20 protein-coding genes are annotated in these 24,612 nt (G+C 70.5%); 6 read left to right on the top strand and 14 right to left on the bottom strand.

What is annotated here, in order from left to right; genetic code table 11:
* Positions 1-84: 84 nt before the first annotated feature.
* Together DXZ73_RS29580 and DXZ73_RS29575 are read right to left on the bottom strand one after the other, a co-directional pair.
* Positions 85-1,173, bottom strand: a complete 1,089-nt coding sequence (locus DXZ73_RS29580; RefSeq protein ID WP_116214061.1) for a branched-chain amino acid aminotransferase — start codon at positions 1,171-1,173, stop codon at positions 85-87.
* A 197-nt stretch (positions 1,174-1,370) separates the two neighbouring features.
* A complete protein-coding gene (locus tag DXZ73_RS29575) occupies positions 1,371-2,414 on the bottom strand; it encodes a 3-isopropylmalate dehydrogenase (RefSeq protein WP_116215946.1) in 1,044 nt (347 codons plus the stop codon).
* 129 nt (positions 2,415-2,543) lie between these two features.
* Between DXZ73_RS29575 and DXZ73_RS29570 the strand changes: the two genes are divergently transcribed.
* Positions 2,544-4,136, top strand: a complete 1,593-nt coding sequence (locus DXZ73_RS29570) for a purple acid phosphatase family protein (RefSeq protein WP_116214060.1) — start codon at positions 2,544-2,546, stop codon at positions 4,134-4,136.
* On the opposite strand, the gene DXZ73_RS38440 is transcribed toward DXZ73_RS29570, so the two are convergent.
* From DXZ73_RS38440 to DXZ73_RS29560, 3 genes are all read right to left on the bottom strand, one after another.
* Positions 4,130-4,273: a hypothetical protein gene (locus DXZ73_RS38440; protein WP_162890377.1), complete on the bottom strand. Its 144-nt coding sequence runs from the start codon at positions 4,271-4,273 to the stop codon at positions 4,130-4,132. The two genes, DXZ73_RS29570 and DXZ73_RS38440, sit on opposite strands and share 7 nt — an antisense overlap.
* A gap of 315 nt (positions 4,274-4,588) precedes the next feature.
* Positions 4,589-6,220, bottom strand: a complete 1,632-nt coding sequence (pruA, locus tag DXZ73_RS29565; protein WP_116214059.1) for an L-glutamate gamma-semialdehyde dehydrogenase — start codon at positions 6,218-6,220, stop codon at positions 4,589-4,591.
* Positions 6,221-6,265: 45 nt separating this feature from the next.
* On the bottom strand, positions 6,266-7,192 hold the full coding sequence (locus DXZ73_RS29560) for a proline dehydrogenase family protein (protein WP_116214058.1): 927 nt from the start codon (positions 7,190-7,192) through the stop codon (positions 6,266-6,268).
* 232 nt (positions 7,193-7,424) lie between these two features.
* On the opposite strand from DXZ73_RS29560, the gene DXZ73_RS29555 reads away from it, so the two are divergent.
* The gene (locus DXZ73_RS29555; RefSeq protein ID WP_116214057.1) at positions 7,425-8,672 is read left to right on the top strand and encodes a PucR family transcriptional regulator; all 1,248 of its coding nucleotides are present in this window, start codon (positions 7,425-7,427) and stop codon (positions 8,670-8,672) included.
* 11 nt (positions 8,673-8,683) lie between these two features.
* Here DXZ73_RS29555 and DXZ73_RS29550 read toward each other — a convergent pair whose 3' ends face one another.
* The 3 genes from DXZ73_RS29550 to DXZ73_RS29540 all read right to left on the bottom strand — a co-directional run bounded on the left by DXZ73_RS29550 (position 8,684) and on the right by DXZ73_RS29540 (position 11,231).
* Positions 8,684-8,878 (bottom strand): ferredoxin, encoded by a 195-nt coding sequence (locus tag DXZ73_RS29550; RefSeq protein WP_116215945.1) that lies wholly within the window; start codon positions 8,876-8,878, stop codon positions 8,684-8,686.
* 35 nt (positions 8,879-8,913) lie between these two features.
* Entirely contained in the window at positions 8,914-10,128 is a 1,215-nt protein-coding gene (locus DXZ73_RS29545) for a cytochrome P450 (RefSeq protein ID WP_116214056.1), read from the bottom strand.
* A gap of 212 nt (positions 10,129-10,340) precedes the next feature.
* Positions 10,341-11,231 carry an NAD(P)-dependent oxidoreductase gene (locus DXZ73_RS29540; RefSeq protein WP_116214055.1) on the bottom strand — a complete coding sequence of 297 codons (891 nt, stop codon included), beginning with the start codon at positions 11,229-11,231 and terminating at the stop codon, positions 10,341-10,343.
* 89 nt (positions 11,232-11,320) lie between these two features.
* On the opposite strand from DXZ73_RS29540, the gene DXZ73_RS29535 reads away from it, so the two are divergent.
* Entirely contained in the window at positions 11,321-11,920 is a 600-nt protein-coding gene (locus DXZ73_RS29535; protein WP_116214054.1) for a TetR/AcrR family transcriptional regulator, read from the top strand.
* 80 nt (positions 11,921-12,000) lie between these two features.
* Here DXZ73_RS29535 and DXZ73_RS29530 read toward each other — a convergent pair whose 3' ends face one another.
* The gene (locus tag DXZ73_RS29530; protein ID WP_116214053.1) at positions 12,001-12,633 is read right to left on the bottom strand and encodes a TetR/AcrR family transcriptional regulator; all 633 of its coding nucleotides are present in this window, start codon (positions 12,631-12,633) and stop codon (positions 12,001-12,003) included.
* A 350-nt stretch (positions 12,634-12,983) separates the two neighbouring features.
* Between DXZ73_RS29530 and uppS the strand changes: the two genes are divergently transcribed.
* The 3 genes from uppS to DXZ73_RS29515 are packed head-to-tail and all read left to right on the top strand — an operon-like array spanning position 12,984 to position 15,877.
* The gene (gene uppS, locus DXZ73_RS29525) at positions 12,984-13,691 is read left to right on the top strand and encodes a polyprenyl diphosphate synthase (protein ID WP_162890376.1); all 708 of its coding nucleotides are present in this window, start codon (positions 12,984-12,986) and stop codon (positions 13,689-13,691) included.
* Between the two features lie 27 nt (positions 13,692-13,718).
* Complete coding sequence (locus DXZ73_RS29520) at positions 13,719-14,792, top strand: terpene synthase family protein (RefSeq protein ID WP_116214051.1); 1,074 nt, start codon at positions 13,719-13,721, stop codon at positions 14,790-14,792.
* A 5-nt stretch (positions 14,793-14,797) separates the two neighbouring features.
* Positions 14,798-15,877: a Rieske 2Fe-2S domain-containing protein gene (locus DXZ73_RS29515; RefSeq protein WP_116214050.1), complete on the top strand. Its 1,080-nt coding sequence runs from the start codon at positions 14,798-14,800 to the stop codon at positions 15,875-15,877.
* 49 nt (positions 15,878-15,926) lie between these two features.
* On the opposite strand, the gene serA is transcribed toward DXZ73_RS29515, so the two are convergent.
* The 5 genes from serA to DXZ73_RS29490 all read right to left on the bottom strand — a co-directional run bounded on the left by serA (position 15,927) and on the right by DXZ73_RS29490 (position 24,414).
* Entirely contained in the window at positions 15,927-17,531 is a 1,605-nt protein-coding gene (gene serA, locus DXZ73_RS29510; protein ID WP_116214049.1) for a phosphoglycerate dehydrogenase, read from the bottom strand.
* Between the two features lie 217 nt (positions 17,532-17,748).
* Entirely contained in the window at positions 17,749-18,747 is a 999-nt protein-coding gene (gene ilvC, locus DXZ73_RS29505; RefSeq protein ID WP_116214048.1) for a ketol-acid reductoisomerase, read from the bottom strand.
* Positions 18,748-18,849: 102 nt separating this feature from the next.
* The gene (ilvN, locus tag DXZ73_RS29500) at positions 18,850-19,374 is read right to left on the bottom strand and encodes an acetolactate synthase small subunit (RefSeq protein WP_116214047.1); all 525 of its coding nucleotides are present in this window, start codon (positions 19,372-19,374) and stop codon (positions 18,850-18,852) included.
* A 22-nt stretch (positions 19,375-19,396) separates the two neighbouring features.
* Positions 19,397-21,259 (bottom strand): acetolactate synthase large subunit, encoded by a 1,863-nt coding sequence (locus DXZ73_RS29495; protein ID WP_116214046.1) that lies wholly within the window; start codon positions 21,257-21,259, stop codon positions 19,397-19,399.
* A 251-nt stretch (positions 21,260-21,510) separates the two neighbouring features.
* Positions 21,511-24,414 (bottom strand): putative bifunctional diguanylate cyclase/phosphodiesterase, encoded by a 2,904-nt coding sequence (locus DXZ73_RS29490; RefSeq protein WP_162890374.1) that lies wholly within the window; start codon positions 24,412-24,414, stop codon positions 21,511-21,513.
* Positions 24,415-24,612 lie beyond the last annotated feature (198 nt).

Here is a 24,612-nt window from a genome sequence, read left to right as displayed (position 1 = left end):
GGACAAGGGTACGGGCGACAACGATCATGCGTACTTGCGTGCGTTGTGATCACCGCGCACGCAAGTACGCAACTGCCGGAGTCGTCAGCCGCCCAGCGGGTGCATCCAGCCGTGGGTGTCCGGCGCGGCGCCGGTCTGGATGTCGAGGAGCGCCTTGCGGAGCTTCATGGTGACCTCGCCGGGCTTGCCGTCGCCCACCGTCCAGTCGGCGCGCGTGGACTTCACCGAGCCGACCGGGGTGATCACGGCGGCGGTGCCGCAGGCGAAGACCTCGGTGAGGGTGCCGTCGGCGTTGGCGTTCTTCCAGTCGTCGACGGAGATGCGGCCCTCGGTGACCTCGTAGCCGAGGTCCGCGGCGATCGTCATCAGCGAGGCGCGGGTGATGCCGGGGAGGAGGGAGCCGGTGAGTTCCGGGGTGATGATCTTGTCTCCGTACACGAAGTACAGGTTCATGCCGCCCATCTCCTCGATCCAGCGGCGCTCGATGGCGTCCAGCCAGACCACCTGGTCGCAGCCGTGCTCCATCGCCTGGGCCTGGGCGACGAGGGAGGCGGCGTAGTTGCCGCCGGCCTTCGCGGCGCCCGTGCCGCCGGGGGCGGCGCGCACGTACTCCTCGCAGAGCCACACGGAGACGGGCTTGACGCCGCCCGGGAAGTAGGCGCCCGCGGGCGAGGCGATGACGACGAAGAGGTACTCGTTGGCCGGGCGGACGCCCAGGCCGACCTCCGTCGCGAACATGAAGGGCCGCAGGTACAGCGAGGCCTCGCCGGAGCTCGGCACCCATGCCTTGTCCTGGGTCACGAGCGCGTCGCACGCCTCGATGAAGGTCTCGACGGGCAGCTCGGGCATGGCCAGGCGGCGCGCGGACGCCTGCAGGCGCTTGGCGTTCTCCTCCGGGCGGAAGATGGCGACCGAACCGTCGGGCTGCCGGTAGGCCTTGGCGCCCTCGAAGATCGTCTGCGCGTAGTGCAGCGTCATGTTCGCCGGGTCGATCGACAGCGGCGCGTACGGAACGAGCTGCGCGTCGTGCCAGCCGCGGCCTTCGGTCCACTTGATGGTCACCATGTGGTCGGTGAAGTGGCGGCCGAAACCGGGGTTCGCCAGGATCCGTTCCCGCTCGGCGTCCGACAGCGGGTGCGAGGAAGGCTTGAGCTCGATCGTGGGCGTCGTCATGAATCCGTGTCCTTCACCTTTGTGTGTGGCGGACCGCGAACTCAAACTCCGTCCCGTTCGGTACGGGACGTCCGAGATTCCCCTCGTACCGCGGCCCCACGTTCGATTATCGCTCGTGGGGCCGTGGACGGAAAATGTGTTGCGCGGCCCGGGTCGATGGTCGCACCCAACCGCGCGGTAGCACAGCGGGGCGGTGGCTAGCCGACGGTTACGCGTAGTGCGAGCGCGTCGCCGATCTCGTCCGTGGTGCGGAACGCGTCGCCGCGCTCCGCGAGGTCCTCGCTCACCGCGGACTCGATGCGGGCCGCCTCGTTCTCGTGGCCGAGGTGGCGCAGCAGCAGGGCCACGGAGAGGACGGTGGCCGTCGGGTCGGCCTTGCCGGTGCCCGCGATGTCCGGCGCGGAGCCGTGCACCGGCTCGAACATCGAGGGGAACTCGCCGCTGGGGTTGATGTTGCCGGAGGCGGCGAGGCCGATGCCACCGGTGACGGCGGCGGCGAGGTCGGTGAGGATGTCGCCGAAGAGGTTGTCGGTGACGATGACGTCGAAGCGCTCGGGCTGCGTGACGAAGAAGATCGTCGCGGCGTCGACGTGCAGATAGTCGGTCGTGACCTCGGGATACTCCCGGCCGACGCGGTCGAAGATGCTCTTCCACAGGTGGCCCGCGTGCACGAGGACGTTGTTCTTGTGGACGAGGGTGAGCTTCTTGCGGGGACGGGCCTCGGCGCGCTCGTAGGCGTCGCGCACCACGCGCTCCACGCCGTACGCGGTGTTGACGCTGACCTCGGTGGCGACCTCGGCCGGGGTGCCGGTGCGCAGGCTGCCGCCGTTGCCGACGTACGGACCCTCGGTGCCCTCGCGCACGACGACGAAGTCGATCGCGGGGCGCCCGGCGAGCGGGGTCGCCGTGTGGGGGAAGAGCTTCGACGGACGCAGGTTGACGTAGTGGTCGAAGGCGAACCGCAGCTTGAGCAGCAGCCCGCGCTCCAGCACCCCCGAGGGGACGGACGGGTCGCCGATCGCGCCGAGCAGGATCGCGTCGTGGCGCCTGAGGGACTCCAGCTCGGCGTCCGGCAGGATCTCGCCGGTGGCGTGCCAGCGGCGGGCACCGAGGTCGTATTCCTCGGTCTCCAGCTTGACGTCCGAAGGGAGCACGGCGCCAAGGACCTTGAGGCCCTGGGCCACGACTTCCCGGCCGATTCCGTCACCGGGGATGACTGCGAGGCGAAGGCTGCGAGACATACCGGGACCGTACTCCCCGTCCCGCTGGATGACACGCCACGTCCACCATACGGACACATTGCGATTCGTATAGGCCGTGTTCATGCAAAGTCCTCATTCGCGTCGTCGATCCCTGGCACGTTCTGCGTCATGGACACACCACGGGTAGGCATCCCCCAACAGCTCGCGAGCCGGATGACGATGGCCGAGCAGCACGAATACCTGCGGACCAAGCTGACGCGGCGCGGCATGCTGCGCGCCGGAGCCGTCACGGCGGGCACCGTGGCGGGCGCGGGTCTGCTGGGCGGCGGCGGCACGAGCGCGTACGCCGCGGCACCCGCGCCCCTCTCCCCCACCCTGCTCACCTCGGCCGCGACGACCAAGGTGGACGGCAAGCACGTCGCGCCCTTCGGCCGTCACCTCGCCTTCGGCGCCGACCCCAAGACGCAGATGCGGATCTCCTGGCAGGTGCCGTTCGCGGTCAAGCGGCCGTATCTGCGGGTGGGCCTGAAGCCCTGGGACCTCGGCCACCGCATCGACGCGGAGGTGCGGGACCTGCACACCCCGTCGCTGTCCTCGAAGCTCCCGGCCGTCGACCAGGTCTATCTGCACGCGGCCCTGGACAACCTCCGCCCCGGCCGGACCTATTACTACGGCGTCGGGCACGACGGCTTCGACCCGGCGGATCCCGCCCACTTCTCGACCATAGGCACCTTCAGCACCGCCCCGGCGCGGCCGGAGAAGTTCACCTTCACCGCCTTCGGCGACCAGGGCGTCAGCTACCACGCGCTCGCCAACGACCAGTTGATCCTCGGCCAGAACCCGGCCTTCCACCTCCACGCGGGTGACATCTGCTACGCCGACGACAGCGGCGAGGGCAAGCCCACGGACCACTACGACGCGCGGGTGTGGGACCAGTTCCTCGCCCAGACCGAGTCGGTGGCCAAGTCCGTGCCCTGGATGGTGACCACCGGCAACCACGACATGGAGGCCTGGTACTCCCCCGACGGCTACGGCGGCCAGAACGCCCGCTGGACGCTGCCGCACAACGGCATCGACGCGACGAAGTCGCCGGGCGTCTACTCCTTCGTCTACGGCAACGTCGGCGTCGTCGCCCTCGACGCCAACGACGTCTCGTACGAGATCACCGCCAACACCGGCTACACCGGCGGCAAGCAGACCCGCTGGCTCGACCGGCGCCTGGGCGAGCTGCGCAAGCAGCGGGGCCTGGACTTCATCGTGGTCTTCTTCCACCACTGCGCCTTCTCGACCACCAACTCGCACGCCTCGGACGGCGGCGTGCGCGACGCGTGGCTGCCGCTCTTCGAGAAGCACAAGGTCGACCTCGTCATCAACGGCCACAACCACGTCTACGAGCGGACCGACGCGATCCGGGGCACCGGGGTCGGCAAGAAGCTCCCCATCGGCGGGAGCACCGACTCCACCCGCGACGGCATCGTCTACGTCACCGCGGGCGGGGCGGGGAGGTCGCTGTACGACTTCCCGGTGCCGGACAGCTACGAGGGCCACGTCAAGGACCTGGAGAGCGTGGCCACCTACCACTGGGAGAAGGGCGGCAAGGAGCACAAGGAGACGGTGGAGTGGTCCCGCGTGCGTTACACCGGCTACTCGTTCCTCGCGGTCGAGTCCGAGCCCGGCCCGCGGCCGCGGCTGCGGGTGACGGCGCTGGCGGAGAGCGGCGCGCGCATCGACCACTTCGATGTGACCCGTCCGGGTCAGTGACCGGTCTCGCCGCCGTTGTCCCTGCGGTCCAGCGCGCGCTGGAGGGCGGCGGCGGCGTTCATCCGGTCGGTCCTGCGGTCGGCGCTCTCGGCCGGACGGGGGGCGCGGCGGATCCTGCGGACGGCGGTTTCGGGCATGGACGTCACGTCTCCTCTTACTGAGTCGTCTTGGCTGATCCCCCGAGAGGGGTCGGACGGAGCCGGGAGGAGGGCGCGGGGCGGGGTGCCGCAGGGGTCACCTGCGCGGGGCGCGCCGGCCGGGGCCGCTGTCGCTCGATGGAGCGGAAGGTTTCGGCTCCTTACACGCTAGGACAGGGCGGCGGCGGTGTCTGCCCAATTACTCGGTCTTCCTACTATCTGAGACGGCGAGCAGGGCGCGGGGAACGACACCGCCCCCGCCGGCTGGGGGGCCGACGGGGGCGCGTCAACAGAAGGGGTCAACAAGAGGGCAGGTCAGCCCATGTGCGGGTAACGGTAGTCGGTCGGCGGGACCAGGGTCTCCTTGATGGAGCGGGTCGACGTCCAGCGCATCAGGTTCGACGCGGCACCGGCCTTGTCGTTCGTGCCCGACGCACGGCCGCCACCGAACGGCTGCTGGCCGACGACGGCACCCGTCGACTTGTCGTTGATGTAGAAGTTGCCCGCGGCGAAGCGGAGCTTCTCCATCGCGTCGGCGGCCGCGGCACGGTCCTGCGCGATGACCGCGCCGGTCAGGGCGTACGCCGAGACGGACTCCATCTGCGCCAGCATCGCGTCGAAGTCGCCGTCCTCGTAGACGTGCACGGCGAGGATCGGGCCGAAGTACTCGGTCGTGAAGACCTCGTTCGCCGGGTCGGTGCACTCGATGACCGTCGGGCGGACGAAGTAGCCGACGGAGTCGTCGTACGTGCCACCGGCGACGACCGTGCAGCTCGGGTCGGCCTTGGCGCGGTCGATCGCGGCCTTGTTCTTGGCGAAGGAGCGGTCGTCGATGACGGCGCCGATGAAGTTCGACAGGTCGGTGACGTCACCCATGGTGATGCCGTCGACCTCGGCCGCGAACTCCTCCTTGAAGCCGTCCTCCCAGATGGAGCGCGGGATGTAGGCACGGGAGGAGGCCGAGCACTTCTGGCCCTGGAACTCGAAGGAGCCGCGGGTCAGCGCGGTCTTCAGGATGGCGCGGTCGGCGCTCGGGTGGGCGACGACGAAGTCCTTGCCGCCGGTCTCGCCGACCAGGCGCGGGTAGGACCGGTAGTTCTCGATGTTGTTGCCGACCGTCTTCCAGAGGTACTGGAAGGTCTTGGTCGAACCGGTGAAGTGGATGCCGGCCAGCTCGGGGTGGTTCAGGGCCACCTCGGAGACGGCGATGCCGTCGCCGGTCACCAGGTTGATGACGCCCTTGGGCAGGCCCGCCTCCTCCAGGAGCTGCATCAGCAGCACGGCGGAGTGGGTCTGGGTCGGGGACGGCTTCCAGACGACCACGTTGCCCATCAGGGCCGGGGCGGTCGGCAGGTTGCCGGCGATGGCGGTGAAGTTGAAGGGCGTGATCGCGTAGACGAAGCCCTCCAGCGGCCGGTGGTCGCTGCGGTTCCACACGCCGGTGGAGTTGGCGACCGGCTGCTCGGCGAGTATCTGGCGCGCGAAGTGCACGTTGAAGCGCCAGAAGTCGACGAGCTCGCACGGGGTGTCGATCTCGGCCTGCTGGGCGGTCTTCGACTGGCCCAGCATGGTGGAGGCGGCCAGCGTCTCGCGCCAGGGGCCGGCCAGCAGCTCGGCGGCGCGCAGGATGATCGCGGCGCGGTCGTCGAAGGACATCGCGCGCCAGGCCGGGGCGGCGGCGAGGGCCGTGTCGACGGCGTCCTGGGCGTCCTGCCGCGTGGCGTTGTTGAACGTGCCGAGCACGGCGGCGTGGTTGTGCGGCTGTACGACCTTGAACGGCTCGCCGCCGCCCATCCGCTTCTCGCCGTTGATCGTCATCGGCAGGTCGATGGGGTTCCCGGCCAGCTCCTTGAGCTTCGCCTCGAGGCGGGCGCGCTCGGGGGAACCGGGGGCGTAGCTGTGCACCGGCTCATTGACCGGGGCGGGGACCTGGGTAACGGCGTCCATGATTTTCCGTTTCTCCTTCGGGGCTCGTCAGGGGGGTCGGGCGGCTCAGCCCTTGGTGAGGATGGAGCGGGCGAAGAACAGCAGGTTCGCGGGCTTCTCGGCGAGACGGCGCATGAAGTAGCCGTACCAGTCGGTGCCGTAGGCCGTGTAGACCCGCATCCGGTGGCCCTCGGCGGCCAGCCGGACGTGCTCCTCGCTGCGGATGCCGTACAGCATCTGGAACTCGTATTCGTCCAGTTTGCGCCCCGCCTGCCGGGCCAGCTCCTGCGAGATGGCGATCAGCCGCGGGTCGTGCGAACCGATCATGGGGTAGCCCTCGCCCGCCATCAGGATCTTGACGATGCGGACGAACGCCTTGTCGATCTCGGCCTTGTCCTGGTACGCGACGGAGGCCGGCTCCTTGTACGCACCCTTCACGATACGCACACGGCTGCCGGCCGCGGCCAGGCGGCGGGCGTCGTCCTCGGTGCGGAAGAGGTACGCCTGGATGACGCAGCCGGTCTGCGGGAAGTCCCTCCGCAGCTCCTCGTGGATGGCGAACATCGAGTCGAGGGTGGTGTGGTCCTCGGCGTCGAGCGTGACCGTGGTGCCGATGGCGGCGGCGGCCTCGACGACCGGGCGGACGTTGGCGAGCGCGAGCTCGTGGCCGCCCTCCAGCGCCTGGCCGAACATGGAGAGCTTGACCGACATCTCGGCCCTGGCGCCCAGGCCGAGCTCCTCGAGGCGGCCGATCAGCTCCAGGTAGGCGTCACGCGCCGCGTACGACTGCTCGACCGTGGTGATGTCCTCGCCCACCACGTCGAGGGTGACCTCGAGGCCCTCGGCCGCGGCGTCCTTGACGATCGGGATGACCTGGTCGAGGGTCTCGCCGGCGATGAAGCGGGCGACGACCTGCTTGGTGCCCGGCGCGGCCGAGACAAGACGGCGGATGGCGTCGCTGCGGGACGCGGCGAGCAGCACAGGACCCAGCACTGGGCACCTCCACGATGACGGCCGGCCCCACGGAGGGGAACGGCATAAGTAACTCATCGTGAAACCTAGAGATCACAGCGATCCTCGGCCATCGACAGCTGTCACGCATCCGTGGCCCGGATCTCAGACACGTGTATGACAATAGTGAGCGGCACATGAAACCGGGGGGCGAATTCGGGCCATAAGGGGTCCAGTGGAGGGGCCCCAGGGCCGGAAGGAGCGCGGCGGGGCGATGCGCGGCGACTATCAGCAGCTCGTGGACGAGATATCGGCCGCGCTCGGCGCGCCCGCGACCCTGGAGGACCGGGATTTCGGGCTGATCGCCTTCGGCGCCCACGACGGTGACGACGACGTCGAGCTGACGATGGACCCGGTGCGGACCCGGTCGATCCTCCAGCGGCGGTCGACGGCGGCCGTCCGGGCGTGGTTCGAGGCGTTCGGCATCGCGCGGGCGCAGGCGCCGCTGCGGATCCCGCCGGATCCGGCGGCCGGGGTGTTCAAGGGCCGCATCTGCCTGCCCGTACGCCATCGGGGTGTGGTGCTGGGCTATGTGTGGCTGCTGGACGACGAGCACCTGGCGGGGCTGGACCTCTCCGTGCCGTTCGCGGACCCGCGGCTCGCGCAGGCGATGGAGACGGCCGCCCGGATCGGGGCGCTGCTGGCCGCCGAGGCCCGGGCGGGCGCCGAGCTGGGCGAGCTGCTGCGGGAGCTGCTGACCGGCAGGCCCGCGGGCCGGGACGCGGCGCGGGCCGCGCTGCGCGAGGCGCTGGGCCCGGCGGGCGACGGGCCGCTGGCGGTGGTCGCGGTGGCGCCCTGGCGGGCGGCGGGCGACGCCGACGGCGAGACGGGCGAGGCGGGCGATACGGAAGGGACGGCGGCGGGGTCGGCACTGGCCGGGCAGTCGGGGGTGGCGGCGCTGTGCGCGGTGCCGGACGCCCTGCCCGACGGGTCGGCCGCGCTGGCCGCGCTGATCCGCCTGCGGGCGACGACGTCCCCGGCGCCCGCGCACACGGCGGCGGACCGGCTGCTGCGCTCACCCCGCGCGGGCGGTGCGCCCGGCCGTCCCGTACGGGCCACGGCCGGGCTCGGCACCCCGCGCCGGGGGCTCGCGGAGCTGCCCGCCGCCTGGCGCGAGGCGCTGGCGGCGGCGCGGGCGGCCGGGGCGGAGGCGCGGCTGGGGCCGGTGGCGGAGTGGTCGGGCATCGGCCCGTACCGCGTGCTGTCCGCGCTGCCCGCGGAAGCCGCGGCCGATCCGTCCATCCGGCCGCTGCTGGCACCGGCCCACACGGAGCTGGCCCGCACGGCGGAGGTCTTCCTCGACTGCGCGGGGCAGGCGGGGCGGACGGCCGCGGCGCTCGGCATCCACCGGCAGACGCTCTACTACCGGCTCTCCCGGGTGGAGCAGCTCACGGGCCTGGACCTGGACGACGGCGAGGGCCGCCTGCTGCTGCACATGGCCCTGAAGGCGGACCGCCTCTAGCGCCGGGAGGTCTAGTCCTCCTCCACCGTGACCGCGCCGACGGGGCACGCCCGCGCCGCCTCGCGGGCCAGCGGGTCGCCCCCGCCGTCCTCGCGGCCGGGCAGCACCGCGCCGTAGCCGTCGTCGTCCTGGGTGAAGACACCGGGCGCGGTCAGCGCGCACTGGCCCGAGCCGACGCAGAGGTCGGAGTCGATGGAGATACGGATGGTGCTCATGGTGGTTTTCCGTTTCCGTGAGGCCGTCACCAGGTGACGGGGAAGGCGAAGAGACCCTGCAGGCTGTGCCCGGGCTTGAGGGGGACCTCGTCGGGGGCGACGGCCGGGCTCAGGGTCGGGATGCGCTGGAAGAGCGTGGTGAGGGCGATCTCCATCTCGGCCCGGGCCAGGTTCTGGCCGAGGCACTGATGGACGCCGAAGCCGAAGGCGACGTGGTGGCGGGCCGACCGGTGGACGTCGAGGGCGTCCGGGTCGGCGTAGGCGGCCGCGTCCCGGTTGACCAGCGAGGTGCCGATCATGACGCCGTCCCCGGCGCGTACGGTCCGGCCGCCGATCTCGAAGTCCTCGGTGGCCACGCGTATGAGCCCGTCGGCGATGGACAGGAACCGCAGCAGCTCCTCGACCGCCCCGGGCATCAGCGCCGGGTCGGCGCGCAACGCGGCGAGCTGGTCGGGGTGTTCGAGCAGGGAGTACGTTCCCAGGGAGATCATGTTCGAGGTGGTCTCGTGCCCGGCGACGAGCAACAGCAGGGCGGTCAGCGCGACTTCGTTCCGGTCGAGCTCCCCGGCGGCGAGCCGGTCGGCCACGAGTTCGTCGAGGAGGCCCTCGCCGGGCTCCGCCCGCCTGCGGTCGACCAGGTCCTCCAGATAGTCCCGCAGCTCGTCGAAGGCGGCCATCGACTCGTCCGACGTCCCGGCGATGAGCATCGCCCGCGAACTGTCCTCGAAGAAGGCGTGGTCGGCGTAGGGGATGCCGAGCAGGTCGCAGATGACCATCGACGGCACGGGCAGGGCGAAGGCGCGGACGAGATCCGCCCCCGGCCCCTCGGCCAGCATGGTGTCGAGCAGGCCGTCGACGACCTGCTGGATCCGCGGCCGCATGGCGGTGACGCGCTTCAGGCCGAAGTGGGGGATGAGCATGCGGCGCTGCCGGCCGTGCTCGGGGTCGTCGACGCCGAGGACCGGCAGGCGGATCTCGCCCTGCCGCTCGCTGCTCGGGGCGATGACGGGGAAGGCCGGATTCTGCCGGTCGGTGGACAGCCGGGGATCGACGAGCAGGGCCCTGGCCTCGGCGTGCCCGGTCACCAGCCACACCTGGCGCCCGTCGTACAGCGTGGCGCGCGTCAGCGGCCCGTCCGCGATCAGCCGGTCGTAGTCCGCGGGCGGCCGGTACGGACAGGTGCGGTCCTGGGGGAACACGGGCGCGGCGGGCGGGAGGGTACGGATTCCGGAGTCGGTCATGGCCAACCTTCCAGGCGTTCGGACGAATGTCCTCTACATCCAGTACGTCCAGTGCAAGCTGCTCCAGCGCGGTCGGCTACGCGTAATCCGGCCACTTCCCGTACAACGACGAAATACGGCACACCGCTACGCCTTCCCGGACAGGTCCGCACACACGGGTGCGGCCGTGACATCCCCCGAGGTGTCACGGCCGCATCCGCGTACGCGTTTCCTTACGCCACAGGCTTCCTGAACGTCCCGATCAGGCTGGTGAAGCTGTCGCCCGCGTGCCCCCGGTCGAGTCCGCGGTGGAAGATCTCCAGGACGGCCGTGGGCAGCGAGCTGTCGACGCCCGCGTCCTCGGTGGTGTGCACGACGTGGTCGACACTGGCGGCGCCCATGGCGAGGTTGTCGACGTCGCCGTCGTGCCGCCCGGCGTCGATGCGCGGGGTGTAGAACGTGAGGAAGTTCGGGACCGACGCCACGATCGAGCTCGCGTACGGCAGGAACTCCTCGGCGGTGATGCCGTGGGCGTCGGCGACGGTGACGGCGTGCAGGTAGCCGGTCATCGTGGTCCAGAAGACGTCCATCATGAGCTGGTAGTACAGCGCGGCCAGGCCCGGGTCGGTGCCGCGGAAGTCGGTGCCGGTGAGCACCTGGAGGGTGTGCCGGTGGGCCTCGAAGACGTCCCGGGGGCCGCTGTAGAAGGTGGACGACCCCGGCGAGCCGATGCCCGAGGGCGGCACCTGCACCCCGCCGGTGAGGTGGCGCGCGCCGTGGCTCTCGGCCCACGCGGCGGCCTCGCGGGCGCGCGCCGGGGTGTCGGAGCTGAGGTTGACGAGGACCCGGCCGGACAGCGCCGCGGTGGCGGGACCGAGGATCGCGTACATCGCGTCGTAGTCGGTCAGGCTGAGGACCACCAACTCGTTGGCGGCCAGCGCCTCCTCGACCGTGGCCGCCCGCTCGGCGCCCTTGGCGACGAGGGCGTCGGCCTTGGCGGCCGTGCGGTTCCACACGGTCACCCGGTGGCCGGCGGCCAGGAACGCCTCGGTCATCGCCGTGCCCATGGGGCCGAGACCGATGACGGTGACGGCCTGCTTGTCCTGGGAAGCCTGAAAAGACATGGGAGATCCCCCTCGCTAGAACGAACGCTCCATCCAGGAGGAACCTAGCACGCCTCTGGAACGAACGCTCTATTCGGTATCCTTGCGGGGTGAAGACCACTACGCAGGCAGGCACGGGCGCCGCCCTCGGCACGCGCGAACGGATCGTCCGGGCGACATCACGGCTGATGCAGCGTCAGGGCTACGAGGGGACCGGGATCAAGCAGATCTCCCGGGAGGCCGAGGCCACGCTCGGCTCGGTCTACCACTTCTTCCCGGGTGGCAAGCAGGAGCTGGCGGCGGAGGCGATCCGCCACGGCGACCGGGAGTTCGCCGGCATCCTGCGGTCGGTGCTGGGCGCCGAGGAGGATCCGGCACAGGCGGTGACCGACGTGGCCCGCGTCGTCGCCGAGGAGCTGCGCGCCTCCGACTGGGTCGACGGCTGCCCGGTCACGGCGACGAGCCTGGGGACGGCCGGGCGCGCGCCCGATATCCAGCGGGCGGCGGCGGAGGCGTTCGAGCGCTGGCGGGGGCTGGTGGCCGACAAGCTCCGTGGCTGCGGGATCGCCGAGCAGGACGCCTACGAGCTCGCGCACACGGTGATCAACACGCTGGAGGGCGCGGAGCTGGCGGCCCAGGTCGCGCGGAGCGAGGAGCCGCTGCTGATCGCCGGGCGGCATCTGGCCCGGCTGATCACTTCCTATCGGTGAGCTGCCGATGAGCCTTCGATGGGCTGTCGATGAGCTATCGATGAGCGGAGGGGTCCGACGCCCGCGGGGCGCCGGACCCGTCAGACACCCTCGCCGCCGTCCGCCGCCGTATCGCCGGTGGACCCGGGCGACCCGGAGAGCCGGCCCGCCAGCACCCGGCGCATCCCCTCGACCACATCCGCGCCGGTCGGCGCGGATTCGGCGTCTATGGCCCACTGGACCCACATCCCGACGAAGAGGGAGTGGTAGAAGGCACCCACGGTGCGCACCACCTCGTCGCTCGCGGAACAGCCGTCGACACCCTCGAAGATCGACACCATGCCTTGCCGGCCTTCCGGGAAGACCCCGGCGAACCACTTCTTGAGCTCCGGGTTGCTCCCCAACTGGCCGATCACCTCCAGCTGGAGCTCCCAGAACTGCCGGTTGTTCCCGAACCCCGCGGTCAGCGTGTCCAGCCTCGCCGCGAGGAGCTCCGCACGCGAGGCGTCCGCCGGCACACCGGCCTCCAGGGCGCGGCCCATCTCGGCACCCCACTCCTCGGTCATCCTCACGAACGCCGCCATCATCAGCGCGTCCTTGGAGCCGTAGTGGTAGCCGATCGAGGCGAGGTTGGCGCCGGAGGCGGCCACGATGTCGCGCGCGGTGGTGCGCACCCAGCCCTTTTCGAGCATGCAGGCCTTCGCACCGTCGAGCAGGTCTTCGCGATGTCCCATGTCAGCAGCCTAGTGCCGGGCCATACGCGTGTACTAGACGCTCGTCTTATACAAAGTTCCAGACCATCGTTCGGAGCCACCGCGGCGACGTCCGACGTGGGATTCGCATGAGCGACACGACCGTGGCCTGTGAGCACCCCGACCACCCCCGGCACGGGCGCATCGGAGCGCGCCCAGGGATGGCGTGTCCATGTCTGCGTGCGCACAACAGTCAAGTGCCTCGGTTCGATCCACGCGCCCCCCTGACGCGGTATACGCCTCGGTCCCTGCGGAATACATCAGGGAGTCGGGGGAGGTTGAACTGTGGGCCATGTCATCCCGGACCTGGATGCGCCCGAGCCGGGAGAACCATGCCGGCACTGACCGCTCGAGAGCCGAAACTGCGCCATGTCGCCGTGATCCTGGACGGGAACCGCCGGTGGGCCCAGGGCCGCCACGTGCCGCTGGAGCAGGCTTATCGCCAAGGGGCCCTGCGCGTCCACGACTTGGTGACCTGGTGCGAACAGGCCCAGGTCTGCGCGGTCACGGTCTGGGCCCTGTCCCAGGACAACCTTCAGCGCCGCCCACAGGAGGTCGCGCAGATCCTGAACAGCGTCACCCACGGGCTCGACAGGATCGTCACCGCCACCCGGTGGCACATCCGCCTCATCGGGGCCCTCGACCGGATCCCCTCCCACCACGCCGTCCGGCTGCGCACCCTCGCTCTGCGGTCCGCCGGAGCGAACAGCGCGGGCACCCTCACCATCGCCGTCGCCTACGACGGACGCGCCGACATCGTCACCGCGATCCGGTCCCTGCTCCACGAGCGCACCCCGGAAGAGCGCACCGCCCCGATCGACGAAACAGCCATCTCCCGGCACCTCTCCACCGCCGGCCAGCCCGACATCGACCTCGTCATCCGCACCTCCGGCGAACAGCGCCTCTCCGGGTTCATGCCCTGGCAGACCGCCCACGCCGAGTTGTACTTCACCGACACCCTCTGGCCCGACTTCACCCGCGGCGACTTCGACGAGGCCAGACGGTGGTTCGCCGGCCGACAGCGCCGCCACGGGAGCTAGCACCCGCATCCCACCAGGAGAAGAGACGTGCCCAAGCCCAGGCTGTTCGATGACACCCACGGCCAGGACATGGCAGCCATGACCCGGTACGAGGTCCCCGACTACCACATGCCGTGGCCCGTCACCCTCAATCCGGATCACGAACGGGCCGAGCGGGCGGCCCGGAAGTGGGCGACGGACTTCGGCCTGCTGGACGACGACGCGGCCCGGCAGCGCATGATCGACATGCAGTGCGGCCTGTTCTCCGGCTGGTGGTGCCCGCGTACCGACACCCACGGCGCCGTTCTCATGGCCAAGTGGGTCGCCTGGCTGTTCCTGTGGGACGACATCTTCGACGACGGGCCGCTCGGCAGGGACCCCGAGGTGTTCAAGGACGGCAAAGCCCGGCTCGACCTGCTCCTGAGCCAGGATCCGCCCCCGTCACCGAACGCCCCCGGACTCGCCTTCCCGCTGGCCCGCGCCCTGGCCGATCTGTGGGGCGACTTCTACGACTATTTCCCCGAACACCCGCGCGGCCGCTTCGCGCTGCACGTCAAGCAGTATCTGAGCGCCATGGAAAAAGAGGTCGGCAACCGGTCCGCGGAGGAACTCCCGGACACGGACGCCTACTTACGTCTGCGCGTGGTCAACGGAGCCACCCGGCCCAGCATCGACGTCCTGGAAGGGCTCCAGGGCGCCAACATTCCCGACCACCTCCACCGGGGCCTCTTCTACGAACTCCGCGACATGGCAGCCGAACTGTGGCTCTGGTCCAATGACACGTTCACCGTCCGCAAGGACCTGCATTACCGCAACCCCCACAACCTCGTTCTCGTCCTGCGCCAGGACCGGGACCTCAGCCTTCAGTCGGCAGCACATCACGTCGCGTACATGACCCAGCAGCGTCTGCGTGACTTCCGCAGGATCGCCGACAGGTTGCGCGGCCTCACCGATATCGCCGATGACCCGCACGCCAGGCACAAGGAGGACATCCTGCGTGGCGTCCGGGTTCTCGAGGACGCGCTGTCCGGCTACTACCGCTGGCAGGAGACGTGCCTGCGGTACAAGCGCAAGGAAGGGTTTCTCACTCCCGCCACCACCGGCCCGGCCCAAGGAAGGTGACAAGAATGCGCAAGAATTCGACTGCGCGAGTCCATCGATTCCCCGATGAGGCCCGACCCGGGTACCGGAGCGGCCCTCCCGCCCTGCCTTATCCCAACGGATGGTTCTGCGCGGGATTCTCCGACATGTGGGCACCCGGGAGCGTCCACACCGTCCCCTTCATGGGCGAGGACCTCGTCGTGTTCCGCACCGCGCGGGGCACCCTCAAAGCCACCCGCCCGTACTGCCCCCACCTCGGCGCACACCTCGGAGTCGGCGGCACAGTGCGGGACGAGGAACTGCAGTGCCCCTTCCACCATCTCCGCTATTCGACGAACGGGGATTGTGTCCACAGCCCCTACGGGCCCGCTCCGGACATCTCCCTGTCCATGCTCCCGCTGCGGGAGGAATGGGGGATCGTCTGGGTCTGGCACCATGGCGAGAACACGGGCCCGACCTGGGAGCTGTCCGCCGGCCTCACCGGGCTCGAACACGCCCGCGACCCCGTCTATCAGATCACCGATCTCGGCGGATATCCCCAGGACGTCTCGGAGAACGTCGTCGACTACACCCACCTCACGTACCTGCACGGGCTGATCGACCTGGAAGTCGTGGTGCCCCCGCGGTACGACGGCCCCTTCGGCCGGGTGACGATGAGGGCAGGTCGCAGGATCGGCCCGGTCACCGCGAAGTCCGAGTTCCTCAACCAGTTCCCAGGACTCGCCGGCGCCAACATCAACGTGGAAATGCGCGAATACGGCCTCTACTCCGTCAATTGGCTGCTCGCCACGCCCATAGGCCCCGGCCGCATGCGCTACAGCCTCGCGTCCAGCCTGGAATTCCTCGATCACTCCGACGCGCCCGGACCGGTCGGCGCGCTGCTCTCCCGGAAGGTGCTGCGGCTGCTCCAGTACCCCATCTTCTGGCAGACCAGGAAGGACGCGGCCCGCGACCTCGGAGTGTTTCACCACAAACGATTCACCGCGCCGCCCAGGCTCGCCGGCGGCGACGGCCCCATCGGAGCCCACCGCAAGTGGTCCCGTCAGTTCTACCCCACCCCTGACGGCCAGGATCCTGACGCCTATTTCGCACGGGCCAAGCTCTGAAATGCGGGACGGGCCGGACCCGCGGGTCCGGCCCGTCCGGTGCCCTGACTCAGTCGGTCAGATTCACCGCGCGCGCCGACGCCGCGCCGATCTCCTCGGCGATCTCGGCGAGGACCGGTGCCGGGATGGATTCGTCGACGGTCAGGGCGACCAGGGCCTCGCCGCCCTCCCGCGCCCGGGAGACCTGCATGCCGGCGATGTTGATGCCCGCCTCGCCCAGGATCCGGCCGACCGTGCCGACGACACCGGGGCGGTCGCCGTAGCGCAGGAACGCCATGTGGTCGGCGAGCGCCAGGTCCACGTCGTGCTCACCGACCGCGACGATCTTCTGGAGGTGCTTGGGGCCCGCGAGCGTGCCGGAGATCGAGACCTCGTCGCCGCCCGACAGGGTGCCGCGCACGGTGACCACGTTGCGGTGTTCGGCCGACTCCGAGCTGGTGGTCAGGCGGACCTCGACACCCCGCTCCTGCGCGAACAGCGGGGCGTTGACGTACGACACGGTCTCGTCGACGACATCCTCGAACACGCCCTTGAGCGCGGACAGTTCGAGCACCTTGACGTCGTGCTGGGTGAGCTCGCCGTACACCTCGACGTCGAGCCGCACCGCGACCTCGCCCGCGAGCGCGGTGAAGATGCGGCCGAGCTTCTCGGCGAGCGGCAGACCCGGCTTGACGTCCTCGGCGATGACACCGCCCTGGACGTTGACCGCGTCCGGCACCAGCTCGCCGGCCAGCGCGAGCCGGACCGACTTCGCGACCGCGATGCCCGCCTTCTCCTGCGCCTCGCCCGTGGAGGCGCCCAGGTGCGGGGTGGCGACCACGCTGTCGAACTCGAACAGCGGGGAGTCCGTGCACGGCTCCTGGGTGTAGACGTCCAGGCCCGCGGCCGCGACCCGGCCCTCCTTCAGCGCCGTGGCCAGCGCCGCCTCGTCCACGATCCCGCCGCGCGCGGCGTTGACGATCCGCACCGACGGCTTGACCTTGTGCAGCGCCTCGTCGCCGATGAGGCCGAGCGTCTCGGGGGTCTTGGGCAGGTGGACGGTGATGAAGTCCGCGGCCTCCAGCAGCTCGTCCAGCGTCAGCAGCTTCACCCCCATCTGCGCGGCCCGCGCGGGCTGCACATAGGGGTCGTAGGCGACGATCTTCATGCCGAACGCGGACATGCGCTGGGCGACGAGCACCCCGATGCGGCCGAGACCGACGACGCCGAGGGTCTTCTCGGACAGCTCGACGCCGGTGTACTTCGAACGCTTCCACTCGCCGTTCTTCAGCGCCGAGTTGGCCTGCGGGATGTTGCGGGCGGTGGCGATCAGCAGGCCGCACGCGAGCTCGGCGGCGGTGACGATGTTGGAGGTCGGGGCGTTCACGACCATCACGCCGGCCTTGGTCGCGGCGGCGACGTCGACGTTGTCCAGACCGACACCGGCGCGCGCGACGACCCGCAGCCGCTTGGCGGCCGCGATCGCCTCGGCGTCGATCTTCGTGGCGCTGCGGACGAGGACGGCGTCCACATCGACGATGGCGGGCAGCAGGGCGGCGCGGTCCGCGCCGTTGCAGTGCCGGATCTCGAAGTCCGGACCCAGGGCGTCGACGGTCGCGGGCGAGAGCTCCTCCGCGATCAGTACGACGGGTTTACGGGACGAAGCTGTGCTCACGTGGTCCTCACTAGTCCTTTGCGGACGGCCGTCCCGACGGCCGAAGGCGGTGAAGGGCAGCCGCGTGTGACGCACGACGCTGTGAGCCTGACGCGTTTGTGGTTGGCAGTGTATCGGGGGTTGGACCCCGGGTCGGGTGCGTACGGGTGAACGTCACCCCGGAGTACGGCGCGGGGACCCGGGGAACGCGCCCCCGGGTCCCCGCGCCGGAAACGGCCTACTTGTCGTCGACCCAGCTCATCAGCTTGCGGAGCTTCTTGCCGGTGGTCTCCAGCAGGTGGTCCTCGTCGGCCTTCTTGTACTCGTTGTACTTCGGCAGGCCCGCCTCGTACTCCTTCATCCAGTTGGTGGCGAAGGTGCCGTCCTGGATCTCGCCCAGGACCTTCTTCATCTCGGCCTTCGTCTGCTCGGTGACGATGCGGGGGCCGGTGATGTAGTCGCCCCACTCGGCGGTCTCGGAGACCGACCAGCGCATCTTCTCCAGGCCGCCCTCGTACATCAGGTCCACGATCAGCTTGAGCTCGTGGAGGCACTCGAAGTACGCGATCTCCGGCTGGTAACCCGCCTCGACCAGGGTCTCGAAACCGGCCTTGACCAGCGCCGACGCACCGCCGCAGAGCACGGCCTGCTCGCCGAAGAGGTCGGTCTCGGTCTCCTCGGTGAAGGTGGTCCTGATGACGCCGGCGCGGGTGCCGCCGATCGCCTTGGCGTAGGAGAGCGCCAGCGCGAAGGCCTTGCCGGTGGCGTCCTGCTCGACGGCCGCGATGCACGGCACGCCGCGGCCCTCCTCGTACTGACGGCGCACCAGGTGGCCCGGGCCCTTGGGGGCGACCATGCAGACGTCCACGCCGGCCGGGGGCTTGATGAAGCCGAAGCGGATGTTGAAGCCGTGGCCGAAGAACAGCGCGTCGCCGTCCTTCAGGTGCTCCTTGACGGACTCCTCGTAGACCTTGGCCTGGATCGGGTCCGGCACCAGGATCATGATGACGTCGGCCTCGGCCGCGGCCTCGGCGGGCGTGACCACGCGCAGGCCCTGCTCCTCGGCCTTCGCCTTGGACTTGGAGCCCTCGTGCAGGCCCACCCGGACATCGACGCCGGAGTCGCGCAGCGACAGCGCGTGGGCGTGGCCCTGGCTGCCGTAGCCCAGGACCGCGACCTTGCGGCCCTGGATGATGGACAGGTCGGCGTCGTTGTCGTAGAACAGCTCGGCAGCCACTGAGGTATCTCCTTGTTTTCCGGGTTTCCGGTTGTGCGTCCCACCGTATGACGGGCGGGCGGGGAAATGTCGTCGGGTCTCGTTATGCGGAAGGTCGGGCCGTCAGGCCGTGCGGTCCAGGGCGCGCAGGCTGCGGTCGGTGATGGAGCGGGCGCCGCGCCCTATGGCGATCGTCCCGGACTGCACCAGCTCCTTGATGCCGAACGGCTCCAGCATCTTGAGCATCGCGCCCAGCTTGTCGCTGCCGCCGGTGGCCTCGATGGTGACGGCCTCCGGGGAGACGTCGACGGTCTTGGCGCGGAAGAGCTGGACGATCTCGACGATCTGGGAGCGGGTCTCGTTGTCGGCGCGGACCTTCACCAGGACCAGCTCGCGCTGGATCGCGTTGCTGTCCTCCAGCTCCACGATCTTCAGCACGTTGACGAGCTTGTTGAGCTGCTTGGTGACCTGCTCCAGCGGCAGCGACTCGACGTTGACGACGATGGTGATGCGGGAGATGTCGGGGTGTTCGGTGACGCCGACGGCGAGCGAGTCGATGTTGAAGCCGCGGCGGGCGAACAGGGCGGCGATCCGGGTCAGGATGCCGGGGGTGTTCTCCACGAGGACGGAGAGCGTGTGCTTGGTCATGGTTTCTTTGCCTCTCCTGGCTTCAGTCGTCTTCGTTGTCGCCGAAGTCCGGGCGGACACCGCGCGCCGCGAGGATCTCGTCGTTGGAGGTTCCGGCGGCGACCATCGGCCAGACCATGGCGTCCTGGTGGACGATGAAGTCCACCACGACCGGGCGGTCGTTGATGGAGTTGGCCTTCTCGATGACGGAGTCGAGCTGGGCCGGGTCCTCGCAGCGCAGGCCCACACAGCCCATGGCCTCGGCGAGCTTGACGAAGTCCGGGACCCTGGTGCCGGCGCAGGCCTCCTTGCCGCTCGACTCCGGTCCGGAGTGCAGGACGGTGTTGGAGTAGCGCTGGTTGTAGAAGAGCGTCTGCCACTGGCGGACCATGCCGAGGGCGCCGTTGTTGATGATGGCGACCTTGACGGGGATGTCGTTCAGCGCGCAGGTGACCAGTTCCTGATTGGTCATCTGGAAGCAGCCGTCGCCGTCGATGGCCCAGACCGTGCGGTCGGGGGCGCCGGCCTTGGCACCCATCGCGGCGGGCACGGCGTAGCCCATGGTGCCCGCGCCACCGGAGTTGAGCCAGGTGCGGGGCTGTTCGTAGTCGATGAAGTGCGAGGCCCACATCTGGTGCTGGCCGACGCCCGCCGCGTAGATCGTGTCCGGCGGGGCGAGCTGCCCGATGCGCTGGATGACCTGCTGCGGGGAGAGGCTGCCGTCCTCGGGCTGGTCGTAGCCGAGGGGGTAGGTGTCGCGCCAGCGGTTGAGGTCGGCCCACCAGGCGCTGTAGTCACCGGCGTGGCCCTCGGCGTGCTCGGTCTGGATGGCGACGATCAGGTCGGCGATGACCTCGCGGGCGTCCCCGACGATCGGCACGTCGGCGGCGCGGTTCTTGCCGATCTCGGCGGGGTCGATGTCCGCGTGGACGATCTTGGCGTACGGGGCGAAGGAGTCGAGCCTGCCGGTGACCCGGTCGTCGAAGCGGGCGCCGAGGGCCACGATCAGGTCGGACTTCTGCAGGGCGGTGACGGCGGCGACCGCGCCGTGCATGCCGGGCATGCCGACGTGGAGCGGGTGGCTGTCGGGGAAGGAGCCCAGCGCCATCAGGGTGGTGGTGACGGGGGCGCCGGTGAGCTCGGCGAGCACCTTGAGCTCGGCGGTGGCACCGGACTTCATCACCCCGCCGCCGACGTAGAGCACCGGCCGCTTGGCCTGGGTGATCAGCTTGGCGGCCTCGCGGATCTGCTTGGCGTGCGGCTTGGTGACCGGGCGGTAGCCGGGCAGGTCGGTGTGCGGGGGCCAGCTGAAGACGGTCCGCGCCTGGAGGGCGTCCTTGGCGATGTCGACGAGGACCGGGCCGGGGCGGCCGGTGGAGGCGACGTGGAAGGCCTCCGCGATGGTCCGCGGGATCTCCGCGGGGTCGGTGACCAGCCAGTTGTGCTTGGTGATCGGCATGGTGATGCCGCAGATGTCCGCCTCCTGGAAGGCGTCCGTGCCGATCGACTTGGAGGCGACCTGGCCGGTGATGGCCACCAGCGGGACGGAGTCCATGTGGGCGTCGGCGATGGGGGTGACGAGGTTGGTCGCCCCCGGCCCGGAGGTCGCCATGCACACCCCGACCTTGCCGGTGGCCTGCGCGTACCCGGTGGCCGCGTGCCCGGCGCCCTGCTCGTGCCGGACGAGCACGTGGCGGACCTTCGAGGAGTCCATCATCGGGTCGTACGCGGGGAGGATCGCACCGCCCGGGATGCCGAAGACGATCTCCGCCCCTACCTCCTCCAGCGAGCGGATGAGGGACTGCGCCCCCGTGACGTGCTCGACGGTGGCGGGCTGGTGCGCCGCGCCGTTTCGGGCCCGCGGCTGCGGATGGTGGGCCCCGGTGGCCTGCTCGGTCATCGACATTCTCTTCTCGAAGGATTCGACGGTAAGGATTCGACGGTTTCGACTTCGACAGCTTCGGAGGACGGGAGGTTTGGGCGGGTCTGCGTGCATCCGGTGCAACAAAAAACCCCTCGTGCCGTGAGGCAAGCGAGGGGAGCGCGCCGGAGTGGTCAGCAGGACTTACTGGGTGGCCTGCTTCAGCCGACGCGCTTTCCAAGTACGAGAATTCGGGTGCGCATGGCTCCGACCCTCCACCCGCCGCCCACGAGGTGTCAAGCGGGTGGGACGGGCGTCTCATTATTTGAGCGCAATGGAGCATGCGCGAGGGATCCCGCGCCGCCCGCGGCCCCCGAACGGGCGCCCGACGGCATGATCGCCGGGGCCGGCAGCGCGCCTCCGACGAGCACATTCGCGCTGTCGACGGAGCGGGGCACCGGATAGCTGCCGAGATCGAGAGCGTAGCGCAGCCGGTGCTCGTCGAGCGGGCCCGCGAAGGCCTTGCCCAGGCCGTGGGTGCAGCCCATGGCGCGCAGGGCGAGGGCCTGCTCGGGCACGTCCACCCCCTCGGCCACGGACTGCATCCCGAGGTCGGTGGCGATCCTCAGCAGCCCCGCGGTGATCTTGTGCAGCCGGGCGGACTCCACCACGCCGTCGACCAGCCCGCGGTCGAGCTTGAGCGTGTCGATGGGGAGCCTGCGCAGCGCGCTGATCGCCGCGTAGCCGCTGCCGAAGCCGTCGAGGGCGATCCGGACGCCGAGCCGGCGCAGGGTCACCAGCCGCCGCTCCAGCTCGTCCAGCGGGACCCTGGGGTCGCTGCCGGACAGCTCCAGGACGAGCGCGCCGGAGGGCAGGCCGTGGTGGATGAGCAGCCCTTCGAGGTACTTCGGGGGCAGCGACTTGTCCATCAGACGGGTGGCCGACAGCTGGACGTACACCGGCACGGGGTGGCCGGCGCGGCAGCGGTGGGCGGCCTGCTCGACGGCCTTCTCGACCGTCCAGCGGCCGAGTTCGGCCGAGCGCGCGGCCTCGTCGCCGCGCTCGCTCTCGGCCACGCGGAGGTACTCGGCGGGGGTGAACAGTATCCCCTGGGCCGAGCGCCAGCGCGGCTGCGCGGCGACGGCGGTGACCCGGCCGGTCTGGAGCTCCACCACCGGCTGATGGAGCAGCGCGAACTCGCCGTCGTGCAGCGCGGTGCGCAGCCGGGTGGCCAGCTCGGCGCGGCGCACCACGTCGGCCTGCATCTGCGGTGCGTAGAGCTCGACGCGGCCCTTGCCCGCCTGCTTCGCGCGGTACATCGCGAGGTCGGCGTTGCGCATCAGGGAGCCGGGGGTGATGCCGGGCTCCGCGAAGGCCACGCCGATGCTTGCGGCCACGCGGACCTCGGTGCCTCCTTCCACCCTGTACGGCTGGGAGAGGGTGAGCCGGAGCCGGTCGGCGATCTCGTGGATGCGGTATTCGCGCGCCGCTGGGTCGCGGGTGCCGTCGCCGATGATGAGCGCGGCGAACTCGTCGCCTCCGAACCGGGCGGTGCTGTCGCCGGACCGCACCGAGTCCTGGAGGCGACGGGCCGCCTGGACCAGCAGCTCGTCGCCGGCTTGGTGGCCGACGGTGTCGTTCACCGCCTTGAAGCCGTCGAGGTCGATGAAGAGCACCGCGGTCCCGGCGTCGGTCGCTCTGCGGCCGGCGAGGGCCTGCTGGACCCGCTTGGTGAACAGGGCGCGGTTGGGCAGGTCGGTGAGCGGGTCGTGCTCGGCGGTGTGCTGGAGCTGGGCCTGCAGCCGGACCCGCTCGGTGACATCACGGCTGTTGAAGATGAGGCCGCCGTGGTGGCGGTTGACGGTGGACTCGACATTGAGCCAGTCGCCGGTGCCGGAGCGGAAGCGGCACTCGATCCGGGTGGTGGGCTCCTCGGCGGGTGGTGCCGCGAGGAAGCGGCGCACTTCGTGGACGACTCTGCCGAGGTCCTCCGGGTGGATCAGCGAGGCCAGTTCGGACCCCACGAGCTCCTCGGCCTCGCGGCCGTAGACGCCCGCGGCGGCGGGGCTGACGTAGCGCAGTATCCCGGTGGGTGCGGCGATCATGATGACGTCGCTGGAGCCCTGGACCAGGGACCTGAAGTGGTTCTCCTTCTGGGCCAGTTCCTGGGTGAGCGAGATGTTGTCGAGCAGCATGATGCCCTGACGGATGACGAGCGCGAGGACCACCGTGCAGCCGGTGAAGAGCACGACCTGGTCGACGTGGTGGCCGTCCAGGACGTTGTAGAGGATCCCCAGGGTGCAGACGGCGGCCGCGAGATAAGGGGTGAGGGCGGCGAGCGAGCCGGCGATGGGCCGGCTGGGGTGGTGCAGGTGCTGGACGGTGCGGGCGGGCACCGCGGTGTCGTCACCCTCCTCCCGGGCCACCCAGGGGGCGTACGCCATGAGCATGTAGCCCGCGAACCAGCCGGCGTCGAGGATCTGGCCGGAGCGGTAGTGCGAGCGCAGCAGCGGCGAGGTGAACAGCGCGTCGCACAGGACGGTCAGCGCGAGGGCCGCGATGGCGGTGTTGATGGCGGAGCGGTTGGCGGTGGAGCGCCGGAAGTGCAGCGCGAGGACCATCGACACCAGGGCGATGTCCAGCAGCGGATAGGCGAGCGAGAGGGCGGCGTGCGCCACGGTCTCGCCCTGGAAGTGCGCGGTGTGCGCGAGCGCCAGGCTCCAGGACAGGGTCAGCAGGGAGCCGCCGGTCAGCCACGCGTCGAGGGCCAGGCAGACCCAGCCGGCGCGGGTGACGGGGCGCCTGGCGAGGACGAGCAGGCCGATGATGGCCGGCGGCGCGAAGAGCAGGAAGCAGAAGTCGGCCGGTGACGGGGTGGGTACGCGCTCGTCGAGGACGACCTCGTACCACCCCCAGACGATGTTGCCGAGGCCGGCCATCGCCGAGGAGGCCGCGAAGAGCAGCCAGGCGAGCCGGAAGCGCGTCTTGTGCGTCCGCCCGTACCAGAAGCAGGAGACGGCCGCGAGGGCAGCGGCGCCGCCGAGGCCGAAGTCGCCCATGGCGGAGGCCAGCTCGCTCGATCCCCAGCCGAAGGCCGCGCCCGTCGCGTAGCCGCCGCAGACGAGGGCGAGGAGGAGCTGGGACGCCGGCCCGGAACCGCCGGCCGGCCGACGGGACAGCGCCGCTCCGGGGGCGCTCACCGCGCCGCCGTCCCGGGCGAGACCCCGAGCCAGGCGAAGTGGGCCCGGAGGACGGAGAGATGGGGACGCCGCCCCGGACTGCCCGGCCTGGGCCGGAGGCGGAACAGCCAGGGAAGTCGGGCCAGCCGCGTCGGCGGAACCGCCGCGCCGCGCTGTCGTGGTCGGTGCGTGAGCCGCGTCGGGTTGATCGTCCAGTGG

This window comes from Streptoverticillium olivoreticuli subsp. olivoreticuli, from assembly GCF_003391135.1.
Taxonomy (GTDB): Bacteria; Actinomycetota; Actinomycetes; order Streptomycetales; family Streptomycetaceae; genus Streptomyces; species Streptomyces blastmyceticus.
This window is presented reverse-complemented; position numbering and strand designations above follow the sequence as displayed.